The 25,537-nt window shown below is 51.8% G+C and carries 20 protein-coding genes; 8 read left to right on the top strand and 12 right to left on the bottom strand.

Translation table 11 applies throughout. The annotated features are described in order from the left end of the window. The first annotated feature begins 84 nt into the window (after positions 1-84). Positions 85-834, top strand: a complete 750-nt coding sequence (locus ACR64Q_RS13655) for a PEP-CTERM sorting domain-containing protein (protein WP_026601361.1) — start codon at positions 85-87, stop codon at positions 832-834. Between the two features lie 317 nt (positions 835-1,151). Here ACR64Q_RS13655 and purM read toward each other — a convergent pair whose 3' ends face one another. Beyond that, positions 1,152-2,195: a phosphoribosylformylglycinamidine cyclo-ligase gene (gene purM, locus ACR64Q_RS13650; protein WP_026601360.1), complete on the bottom strand. Its 1,044-nt coding sequence runs from the start codon at positions 2,193-2,195 to the stop codon at positions 1,152-1,154. A gap of 96 nt (positions 2,196-2,291) precedes the next feature. Here purM and ACR64Q_RS13645 point away from each other — a divergent pair, with 96 nt between their 5' ends. Continuing rightward, positions 2,292-3,107 (top strand): DUF2066 domain-containing protein, encoded by an 816-nt coding sequence (locus tag ACR64Q_RS13645; RefSeq protein WP_231499593.1) that lies wholly within the window; start codon positions 2,292-2,294, stop codon positions 3,105-3,107. Here the strand turns inward: ACR64Q_RS13645 and ACR64Q_RS13640 are convergent. The 9 genes from ACR64Q_RS13640 to putA form a co-directional block, all read right to left on the bottom strand. Continuing rightward, positions 3,093-3,593: a hypothetical protein gene (locus tag ACR64Q_RS13640; protein ID WP_026601358.1), complete on the bottom strand. Its 501-nt coding sequence runs from the start codon at positions 3,591-3,593 to the stop codon at positions 3,093-3,095. The two genes, ACR64Q_RS13645 and ACR64Q_RS13640, sit on opposite strands and share 15 nt — an antisense overlap. Before the next feature lie 19 nt (positions 3,594-3,612). Then, positions 3,613-4,980, bottom strand: a complete 1,368-nt coding sequence (locus ACR64Q_RS13635; RefSeq protein ID WP_026601357.1) for a P-loop NTPase family protein — start codon at positions 4,978-4,980, stop codon at positions 3,613-3,615. Positions 4,981-5,157: 177 nt separating this feature from the next. Further along, on the bottom strand, positions 5,158-6,579 hold the full coding sequence (gene ntrC, locus ACR64Q_RS13630; RefSeq protein WP_026601356.1) for a nitrogen regulation protein NR(I): 1,422 nt from the start codon (positions 6,577-6,579) through the stop codon (positions 5,158-5,160). Continuing rightward, positions 6,566-7,621 carry a nitrogen regulation protein NR(II) gene (glnL, locus tag ACR64Q_RS13625; protein WP_020482512.1) on the bottom strand — a complete coding sequence of 352 codons (1,056 nt, stop codon included), beginning with the start codon at positions 7,619-7,621 and terminating at the stop codon, positions 6,566-6,568. Before glnL ends, ntrC begins: the two co-directional genes overlap by 14 nt. Before the next feature lie 594 nt (positions 7,622-8,215). Beyond that, on the bottom strand, positions 8,216-8,992 hold the full coding sequence (locus ACR64Q_RS13620; protein ID WP_313732179.1) for an exodeoxyribonuclease III: 777 nt from the start codon (positions 8,990-8,992) through the stop codon (positions 8,216-8,218). A 131-nt stretch (positions 8,993-9,123) separates the two neighbouring features. Then, on the bottom strand, positions 9,124-10,104 hold the full coding sequence (locus tag ACR64Q_RS13615) for an alpha/beta hydrolase (protein ID WP_409521187.1): 981 nt from the start codon (positions 10,102-10,104) through the stop codon (positions 9,124-9,126). 204 nt (positions 10,105-10,308) lie between these two features. Further along, positions 10,309-11,103, bottom strand: coding sequence for a ParB/RepB/Spo0J family partition protein (locus tag ACR64Q_RS13610; RefSeq protein WP_313732181.1), 795 nt, complete (start codon positions 11,101-11,103; stop codon positions 10,309-10,311). A gap of 168 nt (positions 11,104-11,271) precedes the next feature. Next, a complete protein-coding gene (locus tag ACR64Q_RS13605; protein WP_313732182.1) occupies positions 11,272-14,352 on the bottom strand; it encodes a hypothetical protein in 3,081 nt (1,026 codons plus the stop codon). 177 nt (positions 14,353-14,529) lie between these two features. Beyond that, entirely contained in the window at positions 14,530-17,610 is a 3,081-nt protein-coding gene (gene putA, locus ACR64Q_RS13600; protein WP_313732183.1) for a bifunctional proline dehydrogenase/L-glutamate gamma-semialdehyde dehydrogenase PutA, read from the bottom strand. A 123-nt stretch (positions 17,611-17,733) separates the two neighbouring features. On the opposite strand from putA, the gene ACR64Q_RS13595 reads away from it, so the two are divergent. Beyond that, on the top strand, positions 17,734-19,092 hold the full coding sequence (locus ACR64Q_RS13595; RefSeq protein WP_313732184.1) for a type VI secretion system contractile sheath domain-containing protein: 1,359 nt from the start codon (positions 17,734-17,736) through the stop codon (positions 19,090-19,092). Here the strand turns inward: ACR64Q_RS13595 and dctA are convergent. Both dctA and ACR64Q_RS13585 read right to left on the bottom strand, forming a co-directional pair. Next, a complete protein-coding gene (gene dctA, locus ACR64Q_RS13590) occupies positions 19,075-20,385 on the bottom strand; it encodes a C4-dicarboxylate transporter DctA (protein WP_313732185.1) in 1,311 nt (436 codons plus the stop codon). The genes ACR64Q_RS13595 and dctA overlap by 18 nt on opposite strands. A 223-nt stretch (positions 20,386-20,608) precedes the next feature. After that, positions 20,609-21,190 (bottom strand): lipoprotein, encoded by a 582-nt coding sequence (locus ACR64Q_RS13585; protein WP_313732186.1) that lies wholly within the window; start codon positions 21,188-21,190, stop codon positions 20,609-20,611. A gap of 641 nt (positions 21,191-21,831) precedes the next feature. On the opposite strand from ACR64Q_RS13585, the gene ACR64Q_RS13580 reads away from it, so the two are divergent. From ACR64Q_RS13580 to tsaE, 5 genes are all read left to right on the top strand, one after another. Then, positions 21,832-22,542 (top strand): hypothetical protein, encoded by a 711-nt coding sequence (locus ACR64Q_RS13580; protein WP_313732187.1) that lies wholly within the window; start codon positions 21,832-21,834, stop codon positions 22,540-22,542. A gap of 74 nt (positions 22,543-22,616) precedes the next feature. Continuing rightward, complete coding sequence (locus ACR64Q_RS13575; RefSeq protein WP_313732188.1) at positions 22,617-22,961, top strand: hypothetical protein; 345 nt, start codon at positions 22,617-22,619, stop codon at positions 22,959-22,961. Beyond that, entirely contained in the window at positions 22,954-23,241 is a 288-nt protein-coding gene (locus tag ACR64Q_RS13570; RefSeq protein WP_313732189.1) for a type II toxin-antitoxin system RelE/ParE family toxin, read from the top strand. The genes ACR64Q_RS13575 and ACR64Q_RS13570 overlap by 8 nt, the downstream gene beginning before the upstream one ends. 353 nt (positions 23,242-23,594) lie before the next feature. Continuing rightward, positions 23,595-25,058, top strand: coding sequence for an NAD(P)H-hydrate dehydratase (locus tag ACR64Q_RS13565; RefSeq protein ID WP_313732190.1), 1,464 nt, complete (start codon positions 23,595-23,597; stop codon positions 25,056-25,058). Next, positions 25,058-25,528, top strand: coding sequence for a tRNA (adenosine(37)-N6)-threonylcarbamoyltransferase complex ATPase subunit type 1 TsaE (tsaE, locus tag ACR64Q_RS13560; protein WP_313732191.1), 471 nt, complete (start codon positions 25,058-25,060; stop codon positions 25,526-25,528). The genes ACR64Q_RS13565 and tsaE overlap by 1 nt, the downstream gene beginning before the upstream one ends. The last annotated feature ends 9 nt before the right edge of the window (positions 25,529-25,537 follow it).

The raw sequence follows: 25,537 nt of genomic DNA, 5'->3' as shown, positions 1-25,537 counted from the left end.
TTTGCCGGGCCTTTTTTGTATTTCTGAATGACTAGCCGACTTGCCTTTGTTAGGCAAGCGAGCACTCAAAAACTGGAGAATCTCATGTTACGCAAAGTTTTAGCTGCGGCAGTGCTGATGGCCGCTGGCGTTAATGCGCACGCTGCTTTATCAACTGGCGACATCGCATTTACTTCCTTTAACGCTGATGAAGATGGTTTTTCATTCGTGACTTTCGTTGATCTTGGTGCCAACACCGTGATTCACTTCAACGACAATGAGTGGAACGGCAGCGCGATTGGTGCGGGCGGTGCTTTCAATACCGGCGAAGGTATTATGTCCTGGAACAGTGGCGCTTCGACCATTGCTGCCGGAACTGTCGTGCGTTTCAGCAAATATGATCAACTATCGCGCTCAGTATCGGCGGGTTCTTTGTTCGGTGCGTCCGGCGACAATGGTATGAACGCCACTAACGAAACGATTTATGCCCTATTAGGCTCAACTGCGAATGCACCAACGACATTCTTGGCTGCGGTTTCTAATGGAGGGTTTGGCAGTAACGGTACTTTGACAAATACTGGTTTGGCGGTAGGTACTAGCGCAGTCCAATTGAACAGCAGCACCGACTATGCCGGGTATAACGGCGTACGCAGCGGAAAAGCCACTTTCGCAGAATACAAAGCTTTGGTGAATACTAACGCGAATTGGACTAACCTGGGTGACGGTGTTTTCGCAGCGCAAGTTCCAAATACCACTAACTTCACGGTCACCGCTGCTCCTGTGCCAGTCCCTGGCGCCGTCTGGTTGTTCGGTTCCGCATTGTTAGGTTTTTTGGGCGTTCGTCGTAAAGCTTAAGTTATCAGCGGATTCAAGCAAGCTTTGAACCGGTTGATTCCGATTGAGGTTAGGCAAACTTACCAAGAACGGAATCAACAACATACCTTTCGTTTTATACCCTTGTGGGTATTGAGTCTGTCACAGAACTAAATCACCGTAGTTCAAGATCTTGGCAATTTCTTTGGAAATGGCGATTTGAGGTGGCTTGCTTCAAATCAGTTGGCAACTGACTGATCAGGAAATGACTTTATTGGTGTTGAATTGATCGCAGGTGAAACTGAAGACTTTTTAACGCCGTGCCTGTGAATTCAGGCACGGCGGAGATAGTTTGAGAGTTAGGAGTAGATTACGTGAGGTTTACCGTCACCGGCGACGATTTCGCCGATGCTGAATGCGGTTTCGCCTTGCTGTGTCAATATTTCCAGCGTGGCGGCTTCATCTTCCGCCGCGACGCAGACAATCATGCCGATGCCGCAGTTGAAAGTGACCAGCATGTCGGCCAGTTCCACGTTACCTTGTTGTTGCAGCCAGACGAAAATCTCCGGCAATTGCCAGGCCGATAGTTGCACATTGGCGTTCAGACCGTTGGGTAACACGCGCGGCAGGTTTTCGGTAATGCCGCCGCCGGTGATATGGGCCATTGCATGCACCGGCACGGTTTTTAGCAGTTCCAACAGTGGTTTGACGTAGATGCGAGTCGGAGTTAGCAGGGTCTCGCCGAGTGGTTTGCCGTTGACGCTATCGGTCCAGGCCAGACCACTACGAGCGACGATTTTGCGAATCAAGGAATAGCCGTTGGAATGCGGGCCGGACGAGGCCAGAGCGATCAGTTTGTCGCCGGCTTGCACTTTGCTACCGTCGATGATGTGGCCTTTTTCGACGATACCGACGCAAAAGCCGGCCAAGTCGTAATCGCCATCCGCGTACATGCCGGGCATTTCCGCAGTTTCACCACCAACTAATGCCGCGCCGGACTGTTCGCAGCCTTTACCAATGCCTTCGATGACACTGGCGGCGGTGTCGACTTCCAGCTTGCCGGTGGCGAAATAATCCAGGAAAAACAGCGGCTCGGCGCCCTGGACGATAATGTCGTTAACGCACATGGCTACTAGGTCGATACCGACGCTGTTGTGGATGTTTAAATCCAGCGCCAGCTTTAATTTGGTGCCGACGCCATCGGTGCCGGATACGAGTACTGGGTGTTTGTAACGATCCAGCGGTAATTCGAACAGCGAACCGAAGCCGCCTAAACCGGCCATGACGCCCGCATTACGGGTTTTGGCCGCGATGGGTTTGATGCGTTCGACTAAAGCGTTGCCGGCTTCAATATCGACGCCCGCGCTTTTATAATTCAGGCGGTCTTGTTGTTGTTCGCTCAATGTCAGTCTCTCGTTAAAGTTAAGGTTGAAACGGGCGATATTGTACTATAGTTCCCATTAATGCACTGTCAGGGTAGGCTTGTGGTCAAGGTTTTTATGAAGGGTAAATCCGGGTTTTTAAGGCTGTGTTTGTGGGGATTGTTGTGCAATTGCCCATTAGCAGAGGCTGTCGAGGTAAAAGGCTTGTATGAGATTGAGCTGATAGCCAATAGTCAGTCCGCCGAGGATAGAACGCAAGCGATCAAGCAGGCCATGTATGCCGTTCTAAGTCGGGTCTTGGTGTCGGAGGATATTTCCAAAATTCCGGTGGTGCAGCAGGCTTTGTCCAGTGCGCAGAACTACGTCAAGCAATCGCAATTTTCCTTGATTTCCGCCGACGAACTGCCCGACACCGACGCGCGTTTACTCAGAGTGCAGTTTGATGAAGACCAATTGATGGAAGTCATGCGCAAAAGCCAAGTAGGCATTTGGAGCGAGATCAGGCCGGAAACCCTGGTGTGGCTGGTCGTCGATGACGAAGAGGGGCGGCGGTTTTACAACGCTGACAGCATGCCGGAATTGGAAAGCGCATTGGCGTTTGCGTCGAAAATTAAAGGCGTGCCGATGATATTTCCGATGTTGGATTTGGAAGAACAGCAAAAAATCTCGCTGAGCGAAGTGCTAAGCGCTGATTCACGCAATTTACTAGCGGTATCTGCCCGCTACGAAGTGACGTCGGTGATGGCCGGTCGCATTGCTAAGAAAGGCGATTGCTGGCAGGGGGAATGGGCGTTTTATTTTGACGGCAAGATCAAGCAATGGAGCGGGGCTTGTTTACCTTTAAAAGCGGCAGCGGTTGTGGGTGTGCAAGGTGCCTACGACGTGCTGTCCAATTATTACGGCGTTAAACCGGAAGCCTCAGCCGCCCACTAGGCTGTAGATGCCGTAAGCGCCGCCGTAAGTGGTTAAAAAATAAAACAAAGATACCACCAGGCTGGCTGGTGTATTCACTTGCAATACGTCCTTAAAGATCCGCGCGACGATTGCCATGTCCCATAGGAAAAACAAAGCCAAGGTTGCATAGCTGGGCGTATCTTCCGCCACGGTTACCCAAAACACGATAGGGATCAGAAAGATCGCGACGACATTTTCACAAAACAAAATGGCCGACGCGACTTGTATGAAGGTATAAAAGGTTTTATTCAGTACTAACACCAGCGCGATAAAGCCCAGGGTTAGCAATACTTCCAAGGCTACCTCGAAGATTGCGTCGATGTCGTCAGACATGTTGAATTGAATAAAAAACACGGCGATAAAATAAAAAATCGCATTGTTTTTAAAAAAGCGCGTCGATCTGGGCAGGTCCAAGACCGAGACATTGAACCAGCACAGCGGGAAATAATGTCTGAAGATTTCCATTACGATGCACGCTACTTAATCAGTTTTCCTCAGAGTCGGCATAAGGATACGCGTCGTATTGGCTGCGATATTCCGGTTGCTGACTATGGCTGAACTGGTCGTTCAGAGCTTGCACCAAATCTTTGCTTTGCTCGATAAGACCGTTTAGCTTTTTACGGTTTTTCTTGGTTTTACCGACCGGGTCGGTGATCGGCATCAAAATTCGCCAGAAGCTCAGGCTTTTTTCAAACAACCCCGCCAAATCTTCGCTGAGATTTAACTGTTTTTGCCGCTTGTGCAATTGCTTGATCAGGAATTTGGCATGCACCCGGCTGACGACTATATGTAGCGGCGTCAACACGCCGATCAACACCGCGAGAATGGCTGGGCCTATCAGCGGATCGATCAGTAATTCGAGGATGCCCACGGCGATTTCTGCAAATAACATCAACATCACCACAAAACCCAGCACGATTAAGGTGGAGGCGTTGCATCTATCTTTCCAGGTGGTCAAGGCTTCTTCCACTTCCGGGAAAATGGTGTCGTCAATTGCGCGGATACTGTTTTCTAGTGTGCCGAGTATGCGGTATGAGCGATCATTATTAATGTTGTTGAAGCGCTGATCGAACAGCGAGGTATCGCCGGATTGCGATAACACAATGAATTGGCCGGTGTGGATGCCCAGTTCGGCCAGGCGGCGTTGCCAGGATGCGGCGATTTCCTGGCTTTTCAGCGCATCGATAGTGATTTCGGAATGATCGATGACGAATATAAATTTGTTGGCATCCTGGTGGGCAACGATCTCTGCCAGGGTGTCCTTGATCAAATCGGCGTCGGCTTCGAATAAGTCGTTAAATACCAGTACCAGATCGGAGATGCCTATTACGTATTTCCGCAGTAGGCCGGACACCGGATTTTCCGCCGCCGGATTTAATACCGGAGTGTCGATCAACAGCTTATTTTTCAATTTGCCGCTATTGACGGTGACCAGTTCCAGATAACCGTTAAGTTTGCTGCCTTCGCCGTTGGCGGCCAAATCGATTTGACGGCTGATTTGATAAAACGGCAAGCGGTGGTCGGCGTCCAATGCGGTACCGGGTAGGGTAGCGGTATTGGTTTGCGGTGTATATTGCAGTACGGTGAATTTATGGCGGGCGGTGTGCAGTTGTACGCCCAGGTAGCGATTGACAAAGTCTGATTTGGCTGGTGAGTAACCGCCCAAGGTGCTGACAATTGGCCACCAACTGGTTTTGCGCGCGGTAGTCTCGTCGTTATCGATCAAACCCAGTTCAAACTCGATTTCATCGAGATCCTGAAATATCTTGGCGGTTTTTTGCAAAACCGGATCGTTCGCCGCGAACTGTCTTTCAAGATTGGTCAGGTGTTTACTTACCGTTTTATCCGCCATTAGATATAAACCTTCTCTGCTTGTTATTGAGGTTAATCAGACGGCGGGAGTATACACCGAAGGCATTTAAACGGATAAAAAAACCTGCCGGTTTTTGCCGGCCAAAATGCCTCAGCAAACGGCTATCGAGGACGCCCCGCTGTGCAGGAAATGGCGGTTTCCCGGCAGCGGGGGCGCTTATTCTTTAATATCTAGCTCCTTGATTTTGCGGGTCAAGGTATTACGACCATAGCCCAGCAACAGTGCTGCTTCGTGTTTGCGACCATGCGTATGATTCAAAGCCGCTTCAATCAACAGAGTTTCTAAGGTGGGAATAGCCTGTTTGGCGATGTCCACTTTGCCGGTCGTTAATTGTTGCTTGACCCAGTTTTTAAACTGGCTTTCCCAATCTCCCGGTGTTGTTTCGCCGGATGCGGAATCGCCGCTATTGTGGGTCAGTTCCGGCGGTAAATCTTCCAGATGAATTTCCCGGCCGGAGGCCATCACCGTCAGCCAGCGGCAGATATTTTCCAGTTGCCGCACATTACCAGGCCACTTCAAACCGCTTAAAAATGCCTCGGTTTCCGGCTTTAACAGTTTGATCTCGGTATTCAGTTCCTTCGCGCTTTGATACAGATAATGCCGCATCAACAAGCCTATATCCTGCCTGCGTTCGCGCAATGGCGGAATATGAATCCGAATCACGTTCAGTCGGTGAAACAAGTCTTCCCGAAACCGGCCCTGGGCCACCAGCGCTTCCAGGTCCTGGTGGGTGGCGGCGATGATGCGCACGTTCACTCTTACCGAGGTGTGAGCACCTACGGGATAAAACTCATTGTCCGCCAGTACCCGCAGCAAGCGGGTTTGCAATTCGGCGGGCATGTCGCCGATTTCATCCAGAAACAATGTGCCGTTGTTGGCTTGTTCGAATCGACCGATACGCCGGGCTTGGGCACCGGTAAACGCACCTTTTTCATGGCCGAATAGTTCGGATTCCATCAAGTCTTTAGGAATGGCCGCCATATTCAGGGCTATGAACGGTTGCTCGGCGCGCGGACTGTGGCGATGCAGGGCCTTGGCGACCAGTTCCTTACCTGTGCCGGATTCGCCGTTAATCAGTACGGTGATGTGCGAGCGCGCCAGACGGCCTATCGCCCGAAACACTTCTTGCATGGCCGGCGCTTCGCCGATGATTTCCGGAGTTTCCTCCACGGTCGGCGGGGCTTGCACAATGTCGCTTTGCCGTTGTTTGCTGTGAGCGCAGGCGCGTTGTACGGTTTCGACGACTTCGGTGACATCGAAGGGTTTAGGCAGGTATTCGAACGCCCCGCCGTGAAACGCCGACACCGCGCTTTCCAGGTCGGAATGAGCGGTCATCACGATCACCGGTAAATCCGGATAACTGTTTTGAATGTTCCGCAACAACTCGAAGCCGTCCATGCCCGGCATGCGAATATCGGTGATCAATACTTGCGGCAGCCCGCCAGGTAGTGATTTCAACAATTCGTTGGCGCTAGCGAAGCTTTGCGTATGCACGCCGGCTTTTTGCAAGGCTTTTTCAAGTACCCAGCGGATGGATTTGTCATCATCGACAATCCAGACCTTGTCAGGTATTTGCATGATTCGTCTCCAAAGGTAGGTAGATGGAAAATACGGTGTTGCCCGGCTCGCTTTCGCATTCGATCAAGCCGTTGTGTTGGTTGATCAAAGATTGAGCAATAGATAGGCCAAGTCCGGTGCCCTCGGCACGGCCAGTAATCATTGGATAAAAAATCTGTCCCATCAGCTCGGGTTTGATACCCGGGCCGTTATCGATAATGTCGATTTTTACGGTCAGTTTGTAGCGTTTGCGACCTATGGTCATATGCCGTTGCACCCGGGTTTTCATGGTAATCACACCGTGGTTCTGTACTGCCTGCACGGCATTACGGACGATATTCAGAATGGCCTGGATCAGCTGGTTTTTGTCGGCGAAAATTTCCGGGATGCTCGGGTCGTAATTGGTATGCAGCATAATGCCGTGTGCGGCTTCTACCGTGACCAGATGTCGGACGCGTTCCAGTACTTCGTGAATATTCAGCTGGCTTTTATGCGCGGGTTTGTTGGGGCCGAGCATTTTGTCCATTAGATCCTGCAAGCGGTCGGACTCGGCGATAATGATTTGCGTATATTCCTTTAATTCAGGATCTTGCAGTTCCAGGTCCAGCAATTGCGCCGCGCCGCGCAAACCGCCCAGCGGATTCTTGATTTCATGCGCTAAGCCGCGCACCAACATGCGGCTGGTGTTTTGCTGGGCCAGCAATTGTTCTTCCTTGGTAATGCGTAAATGCCGGTCTACCTGTTGCAGTTCGATCAGGATTTCGCTTAATTTTCCATCCTCGAGCAACGGAGTGGCGCTTAGGTTAACCGTAATCGATTGACTTAGCCGCTCTAGGATTAATTCTCTATCGACCAGCGGCTCCAGCAAATACAAACGCGGCAGCAAATCGTTAAATAGGGTGTTATGCGCGGTTTTGAATAGTTTGTGCGCCGTTTGGCCAAGCAAATGTTTGGCGCTGTCGGCAAGCAGCATCTCGCCGGCGGGATTGATATAGGTCAGGCGCAAGTCCTTGTCAAACAGCAGGATTGCTTCGTTTAAATGATCCAGTATCTTTTTGTGCACGGGCTAATTTAAGTTTTAAGGGTTATAGTGAATAAGCAATTTGTACGCCAAGCCTAAAGTTGCCTTATCGGCCCATTTACCGGGTAAAAAACAGCTCGAATGCACAATATTAGTGCGTTCGCCCGAATTGATGGTTCATGTTAGTGCAAAGGTGGGCTAGGGCTGGGGTTTTTATCACTATCCCGGCTTTAAGCCTTATGCGCTGGTATAGGATCAATATCGATCACGGCGGCAAAAATGTTTGAGAAGCCTATCAGCAAACTCCGATACTCGGCTATGCGCTATATGTCTGCACTATATTGGTGCTAGTGAGTTTGATTTGAGTCAAGCGAAGTTCCAGGGTGATAGCGGTCAAGTCTAGCCGTTTGCATCAAGTATGCTGGCCCCTGTGTCTGCGGAAATGACCGCACCATGGGTTGAGGGAGCTGGTTAATAAACCGGTTGGGGCGCTTGGGTGATAAGATTTTTTATAGGGTATTTCCCTGTCGATGACAAACTTTGATCTGAATTGGTGCGCCTGTCAGCACGAGTAACCAGGCTGGTGCGTCAATCGAACAGCTGTGTCGCTAATTCGGTGCACTTGTCGATTGGCGACTAGTCAGCGTAATCGACGATCAACGGCGCATGGTCGCTGAAGCGTTGCTCTTTAAAAATGCTGGTTGACTGCGCTCGGCTGGCAATGCCCGGCGTGGCGACTTGATAATCGATGCGCCAACCGACATTCTTGGCCCAAGCCTGGCCGCGATTGCTCCACCAGGTGTAGCAGGCGTCGGTAGCGTCTGGATGCAGACGGCGATAGACGTCCACCCAGCCCAACTCATCGTAAACTTGGGTCATCCAGGCCCTTTCCGCCGGTAAAAAACCGGAGTTTTTCTGATTGCCGCGCCAGTTTTTCAAATCGGCTTCTTTGTGGGCGATATTCCAGTCACCGCAAATTACTACTTCCCGGCCGCTGGCTTTCAGTTCGGCAAGATGCGGGTTGAAGCGCTCCATCACGCTGTATTTGACCGTTTGCCGCTCCTCGCTGCTGGAGCCGGACGGTAGATACAGGGAAATGACCGATAGATTACCGACTTGCACTTCCAGATAGCGGCCCTCGCTATCGATGTCGGCATGCCCTAAGCCTGCTATTACTGCATCTGCCGGCTGTTTGCTGTAGATGCCTACGCCGCTGTAGCCTTTCTTTTCAGCATAATGAAAATAACCGTGTAGACCTTTCGGAGTCAGCATCTCGGCTGTCATATCGCCGGCCTGGGCTTTGAGTTCTTGTAGGCAGACGAAGTCTGGATTTTGGGTGTCTAACCAGTCGTAAAAACCTTTTCTGGTTGCCGAACGAATGCCGTTTAGATTGACGGAGATGATGCGGAGCATGGATAGTGGGGGATCTAAGGGCTAGGTTAATAAACTGCGTCGCAGTTTAACAGTTTCGATGCCATCGCCCCAAAAGCGCTTACTGACTTTTGGCCGACACACTCCGCGCGCGTCTGCCGGTAAAAAAGGCTTTAGCCCTTACTCAACAATTGCCGGGCGCGGCTGTCCGCACCGGAAGGCAGCTGGTTCGGGCCGGATTTAATCCAGGCCACTATGTCCTGCCAGGCGGTAGGGGCTTGTAGGTCGCGGAGCAGCATGTGGTAACCGTTCTGGTAAATAGCCACGGTTTTTTCTGCTGTATCGGTGGTCAACATTTGCTGCAAGAAAGCGTAAGTCGGCTCCTTGGGGATGACTTCGTCTTTCTCGCCGTACAGCATCAGCGTATGCGCCCGCAGCGAGCCGGCGCTGTCGAACGCGGCGTCCATCAGGTTGGTTAAGCCGTATACCGTTTCCACGCGGGTGGCCTTGATCACCATCGGATCGCGGCCCATCGCCCGCAGCATGTCGATATTATCCGACGGCATGATCTCCAGCCCGCTACCGGTCAAGGTTAGCCAGGGCAGACTATGCGCCAGCGTCCATAACAAACTGGTTTGATACCAAGGCATGGTCGACCTGGCCCATAGCGCCGGCGCGGCGAGGATGATGCCGGCCACATCCGGCATATCGTCCTGCTGCACGGCGGTAATCACAATCGCGCCGCCCATGCTTTCGCCCAGTAGGTAAAGCGGTTTGTTCGGGTAGCGCTGTTTCAGCAGGCGGGTTAATTGTTTTAAATCCTGTGCGTAAGCCTCGCTGCCCGCCCACAGCCCACGCTGCGGTGCTGCGCCGAAACCGCGTTGGTCGTAAGCGAAACAGGCTATGCCGAGTTTGCTGAAATAATTGCCCGGCGCATCGAAGAAGTGGCTGTAATCGTTAAAGCCGTGCAGCGCAATGATCACTGCGTTGGGTTCGGTGTCGGGCAGCCAGCGGCGTAGCGGTAGACTGGCGCCGTCTTCGGTTAGAAAAGTATTCTCGCCCAGCTGCGCGGTATTGGTCTTAGCGCCGGGTGGATAGCTCATCGGCATACAGCCGCTCAGCGAGAGCAGCAATACGCCAGCCAACGGCGGCATGCGTTTCCGATACGGTTTGCGAGCGTTCACTATTTTCAAAATAAGATTTTTCATTGCTAACACATTATTTCAGCATTGAATTTCCCAAAGTTTCCCCCGCTTATGATTCGCTAAGCGGAGGATTGTTCCAGTCAAACTTATCTTAGCTGACGCGGGCGAATGGTTTTATGACAATTCAGGAATGGCTAGTTTCCTGTTATCGAACTATTCATCGTCCCACAAAATAGGAAAGGCTTTACGCACCCGTTCGATGGCCTCCTGATCGACGTTTTTGCCGCGCAAGGTCAGCACCAAGGCGTAAATATCCTGGGTGCTGACTTTAAACGTGCGTTTGGGATCGGCTTTAACCGAGCTGGATAAACGTTTGATCGTTGTATGGAAGGGTAGGGGTTTGGCAACGGGCTGCGCGGGTCGGGACAGTTCGCTTTCGATAATGTCTTTTTCGTTGCCGGGCGGTGCGTTTAAGGCTTTACGCAAGATGTCGCGTGCCCTGGCCCAGGACAGCTCGCCGCCGGCCAGTTTTTCGCGCATTGTTTCTGTGGTCAGCGGTGCGTAGCGAATGATATCGTCGATCCAGCTGACACTTTTGTCGAAGAATTCGGCGATGCGCTCCCTGGACCAGTTGGCATTGTTCAAGTAAATGACGGTCTGGAAATAATCGGTGATGCGGGTGTCGACGCGGTCGGAATTCAGTTTTAGATTCAGCGCCTTGATTTCATCCGGGTCGCCGGTGACGATTCTGACGTCCACTCTATCGAAATAGCCGGGATTGGCGCGGCGGATGCCTTGAATGGCCTCCATGCGATGAAAGCCGCCTACCAGATAATATTCGCGGTTGTTACGCTCCCAAACCACCAGTGGCTCGAACAAGCCATTGACCACGATGTCTTTTTCCAGATGCGCGACCTTGGCCCGATCCAGTTCTCTATGGTTGGTGAGCGTGTGATGAAATTCAATCTGATCGATGGGTAAATATTCGTAGCGTTTGGTAGCGAGCATAGGCGGTTCTCTGGGTTGTCAGGTGTCTATAAAAAGACTTAAGCGAGCTTAAGCCAATATCTTACTAACGCTGGATTTACGGTACCACCATCGCATTTTTTTATACGAAATTCAATCGCGTAGGTCCTCTTGCCGGAGATGCTAACGGTCTAAAATGGAATTGCCCTGTTAGCCAAGCACCTTCAGCACGATCGATAAGTAGTCGGTGTAGCCGATGGCGGCGGCCATAATGATTAACAACACGCCCTGAAAAATGGGGCGTTGTACAAAAGGCTTATAAGTGTCCTCGGCATAGCGTTCAGCCAAGTCAGACAGACTTGCCAGTTTGCCGGCTAGTGGAGGGTTGTCGGCGTTACCTTGATTGGCTATGGACAGGCGGCGCAGATTTTTCAGAGATTCGTGTTCGGTTTTATCCGCCACTGCTTTTAGGCGAAAATCACAATAGAACAAATAGGCGATGCAAACGCCGATCACGATCAACAATCCGGGCGGTGTATGCCAGTTATCAAAATAACTCATTCGTGCCAACACCATAAGGGCCGCAGCGAATAGCGGGTAAGAGATCAGGCGGCTGGCTTGTTGCGTCATATCGCCCACTAGACGGATCGTCACCCAATCCTGCAGGTAAGCATTATCAATATTCAGCGTGGCGCGATATTCTTCCGTCATCGATACCGGCCAGGGCTCGGCACGTGGGATGGAGCGGATAAACTGGATGATCGCTTGCGCTGCTTCGGTGACGCTAATCATCAAAAACAAATAGGTCGGGACTAGCACCAATCGTAACAATATAAAGTCAAGGTGATAGACAAACTCGCCACGATAAGGTGTAAACGGTACACCCAGTGACAGAATTATGGCAAAGGTGAGTAGCCAGGCTGCTAGCGTCAAGATGCCAACTCTACCCATACTCAAGTTTCGTTCAAGTCGTCTTTGTAATGATTGATCATGCGCATGGCAACGATTATCAGCAGACACACCAAACTTACCGCTGAAATTCAGCCGTTCCCAAAATAACCGCGGAAACTTGACGGTTTCGATTACCCAAAACACCGTAGTCACCAGTGCCGCGAATCGGATCGCCTCAGTTGTCCACATGCTGACACCCTCTATTAGCGCTATAGGTTCGGTCTGTTCAGTGTTCAGCACGAATGCCGTTAGTCCGCAACCCACTAGCAGACAAAACAGCAGCCAAGTTCGTTGCAAACTTAGTACGCTGACTTCTATCGGCAGTTTGGCAGCATCCGCGATATTTATTTTGCGATGAAAATAAAGCCACAGGCAGGCAAACAACAAGGCGCAGATTAGAATTTTCAGCGCGATGCGGAAAAACTTTAAAAAGGGTTGATCCGCTAATAATGGTTGCTGCTCGATGTCCATTCTTTGGGCCTTATCCCTAGTGTTGCCGGCTGCCTGGATAAATCTGGCCATAGGGCCAAGCACTTTGCAATCCTTACGTCTGGTTTGAGGTTCGGAATTCGCATGGCTGAGCGGGAACGCCTTGGTACGACCGATTTCGTGTATCGCTGGGTGACTGAACACTGTTTGGTCTAATACGATTTGACTGTCTATGGTATTGCATATTTCCGTTACCGAAGTCGGCTCAGAGGAAGTGGGATTGGAGTCCCATAATGCCATTTGCGCGGCTAAAAAATAGGCGGTTTGGTAACTGTCGCGGAATGGCGGAATGCCGTGTTGCAATTCCTGTGGCAGTTGTAAGCCGAAACTGGATACCACAATCAGGTTCCGCGCCCACTCGTTTTGATCGGGGTGTAAAAACCGGGCATCCATGACGTTCGTGAAATACCAAATGTCCGGAAACTTCGCGTGTAGAGCTTGTAAAACCAAAAGCTTGTCGTAGACATCGCTACCTAGGATGCCGATGGCGCCAATGCTGTGGTTGCTGTCTTCAAGCTTCTCTTCTATGTCTTGGATCTGATTGGTCAGCCGGCGCATGTAGTCGAATTGACTATCGCCGTCAGCATGTTCCATGGCTTTCGATGTATCGGAGGAACTTCCGGATTCATTGTCGCCGGATTTGGTAGCGGTACTCGATGAGCTTTGGCCCCGCAGCGTTTTGCCGTCCAATCCGCGAAAATAAGTGTATTGGTGTATGTATCGGCGCAGGCAGTCTGATTTTGGGGTTGGTTGGCCATTGCAATCCGTAACCGGATTTTCTCCGTTCATAGCCGTTTTAACCAAGGCATCCGCAAATGTGGTGCCTATATGGTAGGCATACAATGATTCGGTTTCGGAAATCAATACCACGTGCTTAGTGGAATTAGCCAAGTTGGCGCGGTTGCCGATTCGGACGCCGCGTAGTGCCAATTCCTTACTCAAGGCCGTGGCTAACTGGCTGTCGGTTGCGGTTGTACGAATAAAAGGCAGGCCGTCTCCGAAATGCTGGGTCAAATTGCTGGGTTCATTCGTGTCTGGAGTCCTGGCGCCAAACAGCAATTTACCTTCATCGACGGTCGCTCGAGGCGAATATATTCGAAATAAGGGCTTTCCATCGGATTTAGCGGCCTGCTTGACCGCCCGAGCCATGGTTTGCAATTCGTCAGACGTCGCCGGCCCCAGCACATTGAATTCCAGATTGAATTGACTGTTTTTCAGATAAATCTTGCGGAGATTCTGGAACAAGTCGCGCAGCGGCTGATAGCCGAACAGCTTGTTGTCCAGGTATAACACTAAGATCGGCGGATGTTTATCGTCATCCCGAAGTGAGTACACTGGATTGGGTTTCCACACCAGAGATTCGAAGGCGATTAAGGTACTGGTATCGTTAAGCCGGTAATTGACGTAGCCAATATGCTCAGCGTCACTAGGCGCATACTCGTTGTTTTGGTCGGCTGTCAGTCCGGACAGCACCGCATAGCGGATACGCCGGCGGGTTTCTACGTCTTCCTGATAGTGACCATTCGGCATCAGAGTGGCCATCACAATTTGCCGCGTGTCGCGTAATTCACCCAACTGCTTTTGAACGGTTTTTATCACTTCTTCAGTGTTTTTATATTGCTGATAATTCTCGCGGTTTAAATTTTGGTTGGCAATGGCTTCGAATGGGTCTTGCCACAAACGCGCGTCCACGTCCGATTTAAACCCTGCTTGCTGCTGCGGTATCGGTGCTTTGTTAGGTCTGGAATCGTTGAAGGGGCTTTGACCGACGAACAGGCTGCCACCCAGAATGATCAAGAGCAAACTTAATACGTTTGGCGAAATCAGCGAGGATTTGTTTTCTTTGGACATAAGCGCCAAGCTTTGATTGATATGGAGAGATAGTGGGACATACCCGGTTGTGCTACTAGACTAACACTAGAAGTTTTCGGCTTCAAAGGCAGAAACTAACAACGATTTTTGTAAAATTACACTATCTAGCAGGGTGCGGAATCCAAATTTCGCGAACCGAGGCCATAAAATCCACGTTTATTTCCGCAACAACCAAGGATTGCCGCCGATGGCGGTGAGGTTGGTGGTGACGGTTTGTTCGTTGGCGAAGCGTTGCAAGTAGTGGGGGCCGCCGGCTTTCGGGCCGGTGCCGGATAAGCCCATGCCGCCGAACGGCTGCACGCCGACTACTGCGCCTATCATGTTGCGATTGATGTAAATGTTGCCGACCCGCGCGTGTTGCTGGATGTAACGCATATTGGCGTTGATGCGGCTGTGAATACCCAGCGTCAAGCCGTAGCCGCTGGCATTGATGGCTTCGACCACTTTTGCCAGCTCGTTGGCTTGGTAACGGACAATATGCAGGATGGGGCCGAACACTTCGTGGTCAAGGAAGGATAGTGCCGGTATTTCCGCCAACGTGGGTGAAAAAAAGCAGCCGTCTGCCAGATTGGGAGGTATGGGCAATTGATACAACAGCTTGGCTTCGTGTTTAAGCTTTTCGATGTGGTTCAGTAGTTTGGCTAAGGCGTGTCTATCAATGATAGGGCCGACGTCGGTGGCTATATCCATTGGCGAGCCAAGCCGGAGCAAGCGCATCGCACCGATTAAGCGGGCGATGACGCTGTCGGCGATAGCCTCCGGCAGAAACAATACCCGCAACGCCGAGCAGCGTTGGCCGGCGCTGTTAAACGCCGATAGCAAGGCGTCCGCGACCAGTTGTTCCTGATGCGCGGAGCTATCGGCGATCATCACGTTTTGCCCACCGGTTTCGGCAATCAAGCTGGCGATGGCGCAGCTACGATTCGCCAGTTGCCGGTTGATGTGCTGCGCGGTGGCGACGGAGCCGGTAAACGCGACGCCGGAGACGCGTTCGTCACTCAACAAGTGCCGGCCAATCTCAGCGCCGTCGCCGGGTAAAAACTGCAATACCTGTTCCGGGACCCCGGCGCTATGCAACAGGCGTAGGCAAGCCATGCCTGTTAACGAAGTCTGCAAAGCCGGTTTGGCGATCACGGTATTGCCGGCCGCCAGCGCAGCGGCGATTTGGCCGATGAAAATTGCAATCGGAAAATTCCATGGGCTAATACAGACAAACACGCCGCGTTCGATCTGAAGCAACTGATTATCTTCGCCGGTGGGGCCTGGCAGTTGCTGGGGCTGAGCGAATTGCTCGACTGCGCAGGCCGCATAATAGCGGCAGAGATCGACCGCTTCCCGCACCTCTGCCAGCGCGTCGAGCAGGGTTCGACCGCCTTCGCGGATGCACAGCGCCACCATTTCCAGGCGCTGCTGTTCCAATAAGTCCGCTGCTTTACGCAGATACCCGGCGCGGGTTGCGACTGGGCATAAACGCCAGTCATTGAACGCGCTGGCTGCTTGTTGCAAGGCTTGTTCTATATCACTTTGGGAACTGAATACCACTTCGCCAACCAGTCTATGTCGGTCATGCGGACTATAAACAGGATGCGGTTCGCCAGGAGTTTGCCGACCGGCGACCATTGGCGCAGCTTGCAATTTGTGGTCGGACATTGCGGCCAAGTCCTGTTGCAACTGCTGCAATACCTCAGGATTACTCAAATTCAGCCCCTGCGAATTCCGGCGTTGCGCGCCAAATAACTCGCTGGGTACAGCCAACGGTTCAGAATCGACTTGATTTAACTGAGCCGACGGATCGCCGGACAGCATAGCCGAGCTAAGTGCCGGATTTTCGATTTGATTGATGAACGAGGTATTCGCGCCGTTCTCCAGTAAGCGTCTGACCAGATAAGGCAACAAATCCCGGTAATTGCCGACCGGTGCGTACACTCGGCATTTGATAGGGCGCTGATTTAACAACTCGTCATACAAACCGCTACCCATACCGTGCAGGCGCTGGAATTCAAATCCCGGATGGCCTTTGCCAAACTCGCAAATCGCCGCTACGCTGTAGGCGTTATGCGTGGCAAATTGCGGATAAAACGCCTGCGGCTTTGACAGGATCAGTCTGGCGCAAGCCAGATAAGACAAGTCGGTGGCGGCCTTGCGGGTAAATACCGGGTAATCGTCCCAGCCGTTTTCCTGGGCGCGCTTGATTTCGCTATCCCAGTAGGCGCCTTTCACCAAGCGAATGGGGATGATACGCTGCTGTGTTTCGGCCAATACCGCCAGCCAATCGATCACTGCCACGGCGCGTTTTTGGTAAGCCTGCACCGCCAAACCAAAACCCGGCCAGCCGGCCAGTGCCATATCGTTAAATACCGCCGCGAAAATATCCAAAGACATGTCCAGCCTTTCGGCTTCTTCCGCATCGACAGTCACGGAAATATTCGCGGCGCGGGCCAGCTTGGCCAAGGCCAACAGCTTGCTGCTGATTGCCGGCACTGCGCAGCGATGCTGCAAGGGTTCATACCGTGGATAAAGTGCCGAGAGCTTGATGGAAATGCCGGGGTTGGCAAATAAATCCGCGTTAGCAGATTCGGCCAGCGTTTCAATTGCCTGGCGATAGGCCGCGAAATAGCGCTCAGCATCCTCTTCGGTCAAGGCCGCTTCGCCGAGCATATCGAAGGAATAGCGGTAGGCAGGGTTGCGACCACCTTGTGCTATAGCGCTTGTTATATCTTCTGCGATCACGAAATGCTCGGCCATTTGCTGCATGGCTTGCTTGATGGCTGTGCGGATCAGCGGCTCGCCCAGCCGGCTTAACACGCCAGCGAAAACCCGTTGTTGAACCAGCGCTTCCATTTTGCCGCTCACCCACAACGCGCTGCTAGCCAGATTGACCGCTACTGAATCACTGTGCAGCCAGTGACTATACCAGTCGGCATCGGCCAGTTTGTCGCGCAAGAACAGGTTTTGTGTATCGCTGTCGGGTATCCGCAGCAAGGCTTCGGCGATGCTCATCAACACGATGCCTTCATCGCTATTAAGGCTGTATTCATACAAAAAGGCTTTGAAAATGCCGGGCTGTTTGTGCTTGGCGCGCACCGCTTCTATCAATGCCTGCGAACACGCGCTGATGGCCTGACTATCGTAATCTCCCAGCGTAGCGATTAGGCCGGAGATGGCTTGCGGTTCTGCTTGCGTAAAGACTTGATTGATATGCTGGCGCAGTTCGGCTAAACGGTTGGCGTGGCTCATTGCTCTCACCTGTTGGACTGACAGCTATAAGCATACCGCTATCCGGAAAAACCGGTTGGCTTGTTGGACGGGGCTTGCTCTGCTACTGTTGATGGTAAAGCGTTGAACGCGCGAGGAGAAAACATGTCAGGCAGAATTGATTTTACGATGGGTTTTAACGCGGGAAAAACCGCCAAGACCGGCGGCGGCGACAGTAGCTATCGGGTTTATGTGTTCGGAAATTTTTCCGGTGCCTCCGCGCCCTGGGAGCAAAGTAAAATCCGCAAAATCGATGTCGATAACTTCGAGCAAGTGATGGCGCAAATCCTGCCAGCGCTGGAAGTCAGCCCCGGTATCAGCTTGCAATTTGCGACGTTGGAGGATTTTAACCCCGATGCCTGGTTAGGAAAAATAAAACTGTTGGCCGATTTGCGGATTTTAAAATCCGAACTGGGCAATCCCAATACCGCGGCACAGGCGGCGGCAAAAATTCAGGCGTTTTTTCCGGCGGTAGCTGTGGTCGATCCGGTCGCACCTGCTCCTGCCACGGAAAGCCAGGACGATATGCTGGAGCGTTTGTTGGGTAAAAAGCCGGAAGGCGCAGTCGCTGCGTCCGACTCTTTGGATAGTTTGTTGAAACAAATTGTGGAACCGCATGTCGCCAAGGACGCCAACCCGCAGCATCGGGCTTTAATCGATTTGATCGACACCGCGACGGCGCAGCTTGTGAAAGCCTTATTGCACCGGCAGGACTTTCAAGCACTGGAAGCCTTGTGGCGAGCAACAGATGGCTTGGTGCACGAAGAAGCCGCCGACGCACAACAGCTTTATTTGCTGGATATTAGCCAAGCCCAGTTGCTGGCAGAGTTGGAAAAAGGCGGCGAGAGCGTGGTCCAGCGTTTGCAACAACATATTCAAACCGGCGACGGCGAGCAGGACGTATTGTTCGTGGCTGATTATGTGTTTTCCGACAATGCGGAGGACAAGGCTTTGCTGGGTTTTTGTGCCGAATTAGCTGCAAAATGTGGAGCGGGTTTTCTGGCCTCCGCTGGAAACGGTTTGGTGGTCGGGGCTTTGCAGAACGCGTCGGATTGGTTGGCATATCGTCAGGAAATCGCGGCAGACAGCGTAATTCTGGTTTATCCGCGTGTGCTGATGCGTTTGCCTTACGGCAGCAAACGCGAACCGCTGGAAACCTTTGCGTTTGAAGAATGCGACACTGTTCCGCAGACCGATGAATTGCTATGGGGGAATCCGGCCTTTTTGGCGACTAGGGTTTTGTTGAGAGCTGCTCAGGATGAAGCGACAGCAGAGCAATTCTTTTTTGCCGATGTGCCGGCGTTTAGCTACGATTTGGACGGCGAGCAGGTATTACAGGCGGCTACGGAAGTAGTGTTGAACGAAGCGCAAGCAAACAATCTTTTGGCACAAAACATCATGCCGGTGATTGGCTATCGGCAGCGTCAAGGCTTACGCTTGCTGGGTTTAGAAACCTTGAGTTGACAGATCTGGCCGCAACTGTGCCTGCATTTTTTCCCTATCCAGCTCGCCTTCCGAATGCGACACCACTATCGTCGCCACCGCATTACCGACGATGTTGGTTAAGGCCCGCGCTTCGGACATAAAGCGGTCTATCCCCAGGATTAACGAAAGAGCCGCGACCGGCACTGCCGGCACCACCGCTAGGGTTGCCGCCAGCGTGATAAAGCCAGCGCCGGTGACGCCAGAAGCACCTTTGCTAGTCAACATCGCTACCAATAACAGTGTCAATTGCTGGCTCAGGCTTAAATCGACATTCAGGGCCTGAGCGACAAACAACGCGGCCATGGTCAGATAAATATTGGTGCCGTCCAGATTGAACGAGTAGCCGGACGGTATCACCAAACCCACCACCGAGCGGGAGCAGCCCAGTTTTTCCAGCTTAGTCATCAGCGGCACCAGCGCCGATTCGGATGATGAGGTGCCCAGTACCAAGAGCATTTCTTCCTTGATATAACGCAGCAGTCGAAAAATATTGAAGCCGGTCAGCGCGGCGATACTGCCCAGTATCAAGACGATGAACAAAGCGCAGGTCAGATAAAAACTACCCATCAGCGCAGCCAGCGGTTTTAAGGCGGCGACACCGTATTTGCCGATGGTAAACGCCATCGCCGTGCCGGCACCGAACGGCGCCAGTTTCATGATCACATTCATCATTGCAAAAAAGATATGTGAGCATTCCTCTATAAACACATACACCGATCTGCCGGCGCTGCCCATTTGTTGCAAGGCAAAGCCGAAAAGTACCGCTACCAGCAATACTTGCAGCAAATCGCCGGAACCGGTGAAGGCATCGGTGAAGGTTTTGGGGATGATATGCAGCAGAAAATCGGCGGTACTTTGCTGGTTGGCTTGTTTCACGTAGCCGGACACCGCCTGCGCATCCAGCGTGGCCGGATCGACGTTAAAGCCTTGGCCAGGCTTGAGCAGATTGGCCACCAGCACGCCCAGCGCCAGCGCGAAAGTCGAGACAATCTCGAAATACAGCAAGGCTTTTACCCCAACTCGCCCGGCTTTTTTCATATCATCGGCGCCGGCGATGCCCAGCACGATGGTGCAAAATACCACTGGGCCAATCAGCATCTTGATCAGGCTGATAAAGCCGTCGCCGATGGGTTTTAGCGTCACGGCATGTTCGGCGTCCAGATAACCGAACACGCCGCCGGCAACAATAGCCAACAATACCCACAGATAAAGCCGGGCGGAGGGACTCGCGGGTTTTGGCGATAGCGGGGTACTGAGATTTTCCGGGTTCATGGTTTAGCGCAGGTTTTGAGTGCAATATCGTTTAAAAGCTACGCATAACGCAAGGATAAGTTACGGGTCCAATAGCCCGTCTTACGATGGCATTTAACCAGTCGCCGACATCTGTTCCAACTTAAACTACGAGGCTATGGCGGGCTCAAATGGTGGTGGATCCCGATTAAAAGGCTACCGGAATCTTTTCAACTTCGACAAAGCGGCGGTTAGCGCCTTCCGCTTATTTTTCTTCCTTCTGGTCAAACACCCCGCTAAAACTAAAGCCAATATCGATTTTGCCGATTTCTTCGATCACTTTCTGGCTCAATTCAGCCACCGGCTTATCGGAAAACACTGCGTAGCGCATCAGGTTTTCCGTGTAGGTTTGCTTGTCTTTATATTGGCTGTAAAACGCGAACATCAACGCCGCGATGCCGGTAACGGTGGTTTGCACAATCGCCGATTTATACCATTCGCGCTCGCCCAGGCGGTCTTTCATCAACACCCCTAGCGACGGCCACAGAAATACCGCCACCGCGGAAATCAGCGAGAGCCAGAAAAATACTTTATTTAAAATCGCATAGCTTCTGGCTTTGGCATACAGATCATAAATCAACACCAACTTGCGCTCTTCGTCTAATGTTGTCGGATTAGCTTCGCCTGCCGGGCCAGTTTTACACACGGCGGTTTTGGCATAATCCATCAGCAATTTCGCACTGGTTTGATTGGGATTGAGGATGTTGATGACATCCTTATCGCAGGATTCCGATGCGCATCCGCTCAGCGCAATCAGTGCCACGATGATCAACAGAAACTGACGCATGGTTTTGCTCCATATCGATTTAGTGGGGTAATTGTTGCATAATCGACTCGGTAGTGCGTGGGGGAAATTGCGGTGGGTGCTACTTTCCTCTAGTTCAATTGGCGGCAGTTTGTCCAGTTTGTGCGGCTAACCGGTGAGCCAGCGGTAAGATAACGAGATTGAATATTTTACTAGCGGGCTGATGACGTATTTTTCTTTGTCGAAAGACATTTTCTCTCCTGGAAGGCGTGGATATGCTACTAAACTCGTTTATTAAACAGCTGCTCTTTTCTCGTTATCCTACCCGGCCTACAGCCCGTATCCTGACTGCTAAAATCATGAACCTAAATGTGCATAAAGTTGCCGAGTTAATACTCATAAGTAACCTCATATGGATAATCCATGAACCCGTTCACGCGGCAAGTTTTGATTGTTGGCGGGCTAACACGCCGCGCGAACATTTCATATGCAGTAGGCCAGAACTGTCTGCGCTAGATAGTCAGCTAGGTAGCGTTTATCAGGAAAAAAAGTTGCTCCTCAGTCCACAAGGTGCTCAATTATTACAACGCGCGGAACTCGGGTGGCTACGTTACCTTGCGCTAATTTGTCCTCTGAATGCTCCGACTAAATCGGCGAACAGCCGACGGGAGCCAGAAACCTGCATGACGTTACAATATAAGAAACGATTAAATGAGCTTGCCAAAGTAGGCCAGGCTTTTGGTCCTTACCGCTTCAATCGAATTGATCTTTACGAGGCGCAACAGGTAACTGATTCAACTGATACTACTGGAAACACTGAAGGTTTTTTCACTAAACACGCTGCCTATCCACAGATAGACAATGTCGAGTCCGCAGAAGCATTAGCTTGGAATAAGCAACAAGTTACCGTTTTGCCTAAAGGGGGTGACTGCGAAAGCGATGGAGATTACGATGCTGATTATGAAATCGGCTACGCCAACAAACAAATTATCAGCAAGCTACAGACTTGGAGTCAATATTGCCATGGCACCCCGCATGGTTTGTTCAGCTCGGAAAGCCAAAATCTCATTGTTTCCCCCGAACAACGAACGCTGAAAGCTGAAGATATATTTATAGCGGACGGCCAATGGCAGAACAAATTGCAGATTCTGTTTGGGGAAGCCCTTACTGCCCAGGGTTGGATGCCGCTAGAAAATCAATTACAAAAGGTGGATTCCGAGATCAAAAATATCGTAATCCGCCCAGAAAGGTGGCTATTTACCGACCAAGGCATCAAGATTCAGTTCGACGCTTATGAAGGGGGTTGTTACGCTTGTACCCCGCAACCGGTCTTGGTAAGTTGGTCTAATCTGAAATCGATCTTACGCCCGAATTCAATAATGCCATCACTCTGAGCAGGACGGGATTTGTAAACCCGTCCTGAACGTTTCAATAATGTGTGAAAGTTTGGTAAAACGTTTGGAGCGGGTTGAACAACCCGCCCCGTCTCTCTGCCGAATTGGCTATGCAATGGTTTGGCGTTATGCTTTACAAAATCTTTACCGGCTGGGACGTCATGGGCCTGGAGAATTATGCCGCAACTAAATCTTTGGATTTCATTATGTTAAACATCGAAATCGATAACCCTGAGCTGGAAGCCAGTTTGCAGCAGTTGTTTGGCAATAATCAGCAGTCTATTGCCAGTGCCTTCGCCGAGTTTGTACAGCATCGCAAAATCAAGCAGGACATCGGCGTGTCGATTACTCAATTGGCTGCTGGCGAAGGCCTGCCGCTGCAAGAGGTGATGCAGGACATTCGCCGGAAATATGAGTGAGTACCGCATTGTCTTTTCGCCGCGCGCCGGACAGCGCTTGGCGGAAATAGCCGACTATCTTTATCGGCAAAACCTATCGCAGCGCTTTGTGCTGGATTATCTGCAACGCTTTGAAGATTGGCTGAATACCTTGCTGGTGCAGTTTCCCGAGTCGGGTACACCGATGCCGGAGTTTGGTGACAACATTCGCCGTGTGGTCTATCAGCAATACAGCTTTGTTTACCGTCTAAACGGCGACGTCATCGAGATATTAACCGTGTACCGCGAAAATCAACCGTGAACGCCGAGTCGATTTTATCCAAACGGTAGTACATTGGACTTTAGGTAGATTTGCCGGCAGGCAATCCATCCAGTTTGAGTGAAACCAGGATATGCACCTGACCGGATTATGAATGCTTTCCGTTCTTAACCTTTTCGCATCATGATATTTGCTTGCCAGGTTGTGCAAAACGCTCTCAGACATTGAAGTCAATTACTTTGGCTAAACTGAAAAGCCGGTATGTATTCTATGGTGGTCTGCCAAGGTCAAAATTTCGTTAGCCGAAATTGGCCGATAGGTGTTGGCGCAACCCCTTTAAGTAATCCCGATAAGATTGGTAACAAAAACCCTATCGACTTTCCCAAGGTCACCCCATGCAAACACCCGCAAGCAAGCTCTACTGCACCGCCCAAATCCGCGAAGTCGAGCGCTATGCGATCGACGAATTGGGGATTCCGGGCCGGGAATTGATGCGCCGGGCTGCTTACGCACTATTCGAGCAGTTAAGACAGAGCTGGCCGGAACAACAAGCAGTCACAGTGTTTTGCGGCGCCGGCAATAACGGCGGCGACGGTTACGATGTTGCGACCCTTGCCTTGCAGGCCAATTTTCAGGTAAGCGTTTATGCCTTGGCCGATCCAGACGGTTTGCCGGGTGACGCTCTGAGTGCCTATCAAGATTTTTTACAGGCTGGTGGACGTGTCAGCGACTTCGAAGCCGGGCAATCCAAGCTGCAAGGTGTAATAGTCGATGCTTTGTTCGGGATCGGTTTGAGCCGTGAGGTCGGGCAAGATTACGCGTTAGCCATTGCGGCGATCAATGCCTCCGGCTGTCCGGTGATTGCGGTGGATGTGCCGTCCGGCTTGCACGCCTACACCGGCTCGGTACTTGGGTGCGCAGTCAAGGCTGATGTGACGGTGACCTTCATCGGTTTGAAGTGCGGCTTGTTTACCGGCGAAGCAGCCGAATATTGCGGCAAGATTATTTGCAGCTCCTTGGATATCGACGCAGCTGTGTTGGCGGCGATGCCGCCGTTTGCGCTGTTGCTGGAAAAGTTAGATTTGCCGCGCCGCGCACGGGTTGCTCACAAAGGTCGTTTCGGGCATGTGTTGTTGATTGGCGGCAATCTGGGTTATACCGGGGCGATACGTTTGGCGGGCGAGGCGGCCTTGCGTTCCGGCGCCGGTCTGGTTAGCATCGCCACCCGCGCATCGCATAGCGGGTTGATCAACATCGGTAGGTCGGAGTTAATGTGCCACGGCGTGGAATGCGGCGAAGCGCTACATGCCTTGCTGGAGAAGGCCAGCGTCATCGTGATCGGGCCCGGTCTGGGCCAGGACGATTGGGCCAGGGAGATGTTCGGCGCGGCGCTGGCCATTGACAAGCAGTGCGTGATCGATGCCGACGCCTTGAATCTGTTGTCCTTGCAACCCAAGCGGCGCGCGAATTGGATATTAACGCCACACCCCGGCGAAGCCGCGCGCTTGCTGGGTTGTAGCGCCGGGCAAATCTCCGCTGACCGCTTTGCGGCGTTGGCGGATTTGCACAGTCAATACGGCGGCACTTGTTTGTTAAAGGGCGCCGGGACCTTGATTACCTGCGACGACACGGTCTATGTCGGCACTACCGGCAACCCCGGCATGGCTAGCGGCGGTATGGGCGATGTGTTGTCAGGTTTGATCGGCGGCTTGCTGGCGCAGGGTTTGAGCTTGGATGAAGCGACGCGGCTGGGTGTCTATGTGCATGGCGAAGCGGCTGACAGTTTGGCTTTGGAATTTGGTGAGCGTGGCTTGCTGGCCGGCGATTTGCCGGCACGAATCAGGAAATTATTGAATTAATGAACATTACTCTGGAAACCCCTGAAGATACCGAAGCGCTGGCGGCCGCGCTCTGGCACGCCCTGCCGGAAAAATGTCTGCTGTTTTTGTACGGCGAATTGGGTGCCGGCAAAACCACGCTGGTGCGCGGCTTATTGCGCGCAGCCGGTCATCAAGGCGCGGTGAAAAGCCCGACTTACACCTTGGTTGAAGAATACGAAGTCAACGGCCGGCGCTTGTTTCATTTTGATTTGTATCGGTTGAGGGATCCGGAAGAGCTGGAATGGATGGGCATGGACGATTATCTGAATCAAAACGCGTTGTGCTGCATCGAATGGCCGCAGATGGGCGCGGGATTTTTGCCTACGGCCGATCTGGAAGTAAGGTTGAATTATTTTCAGCAACAACGTACCGCTGAAATCAATGTGTTAGCAAAAAATCGGCTAAGCGATATAAAACTAAACTGGAAAAACAATAACCTACTGCTATAATTTCAACGA

Source organism: Methylomonas sp. 2F7 (assembly GCF_057126975.1).
Note: the sequence above shows the minus strand (reverse complement) of the source record. Positions and strands in the feature narration are given on the sequence as shown.

Bases quoted from the DNA above. Each gene is read 5' to 3' on its own strand.
- ACR64Q_RS13615 (WP_409521187.1), bottom strand. From the start codon at position 10,104: ATGCCGCCGTTGGCTGGCGTATTGCTGCTCTCGCTGAGCGGCTGTATG.
- ACR64Q_RS13595 (WP_313732184.1), top strand. From the start codon at position 17,734: ATGTCAGGCAGAATTGATTTTACGATGGGTTTTAACGCGGGAAAAACC.
- ACR64Q_RS13605 (WP_313732182.1), bottom strand. From the start codon at position 14,352: ATGTCCAAAGAAAACAAATCCTCGCTGATTTCGCCAAACGTATTAAGT.
- tsaE (WP_313732191.1), top strand. From the start codon at position 25,058: ATGAACATTACTCTGGAAACCCCTGAAGATACCGAAGCGCTGGCGGCC.
- ACR64Q_RS13585 (WP_313732186.1), bottom strand. From the start codon at position 21,190: ATGCGTCAGTTTCTGTTGATCATCGTGGCACTGATTGCGCTGAGCGGA.
- ACR64Q_RS13655 (WP_026601361.1), top strand. From the start codon at position 85: ATGTTACGCAAAGTTTTAGCTGCGGCAGTGCTGATGGCCGCTGGCGTT.
- ACR64Q_RS13620 (WP_313732179.1), bottom strand. From the start codon at position 8,992: ATGCTCCGCATCATCTCCGTCAATCTAAACGGCATTCGTTCGGCAACC.
- ACR64Q_RS13610 (WP_313732181.1), bottom strand. From the start codon at position 11,103: ATGCTCGCTACCAAACGCTACGAATATTTACCCATCGATCAGATTGAA.
- ACR64Q_RS13645 (WP_231499593.1), top strand. From the start codon at position 2,292: ATGAAGGGTAAATCCGGGTTTTTAAGGCTGTGTTTGTGGGGATTGTTG.
- ntrC (WP_026601356.1), bottom strand. From the start codon at position 6,579: ATGCAAATACCTGACAAGGTCTGGATTGTCGATGATGACAAATCCATC.
- ACR64Q_RS13565 (WP_313732190.1), top strand. From the start codon at position 23,595: ATGCAAACACCCGCAAGCAAGCTCTACTGCACCGCCCAAATCCGCGAA.
- ACR64Q_RS13570 (WP_313732189.1), top strand. From the start codon at position 22,954: ATGAGTGAGTACCGCATTGTCTTTTCGCCGCGCGCCGGACAGCGCTTG.
- putA (WP_313732183.1), bottom strand. From the start codon at position 17,610: ATGAGCCACGCCAACCGTTTAGCCGAACTGCGCCAGCATATCAATCAA.
- ACR64Q_RS13635 (WP_026601357.1), bottom strand. From the start codon at position 4,980: ATGGCGGATAAAACGGTAAGTAAACACCTGACCAATCTTGAAAGACAG.
- dctA (WP_313732185.1), bottom strand. From the start codon at position 20,385: ATGAACCCGGAAAATCTCAGTACCCCGCTATCGCCAAAACCCGCGAGT.
- ACR64Q_RS13640 (WP_026601358.1), bottom strand. From the start codon at position 3,593: ATGGAAATCTTCAGACATTATTTCCCGCTGTGCTGGTTCAATGTCTCG.
- ACR64Q_RS13580 (WP_313732187.1), top strand. From the start codon at position 21,832: ATGACGTTACAATATAAGAAACGATTAAATGAGCTTGCCAAAGTAGGC.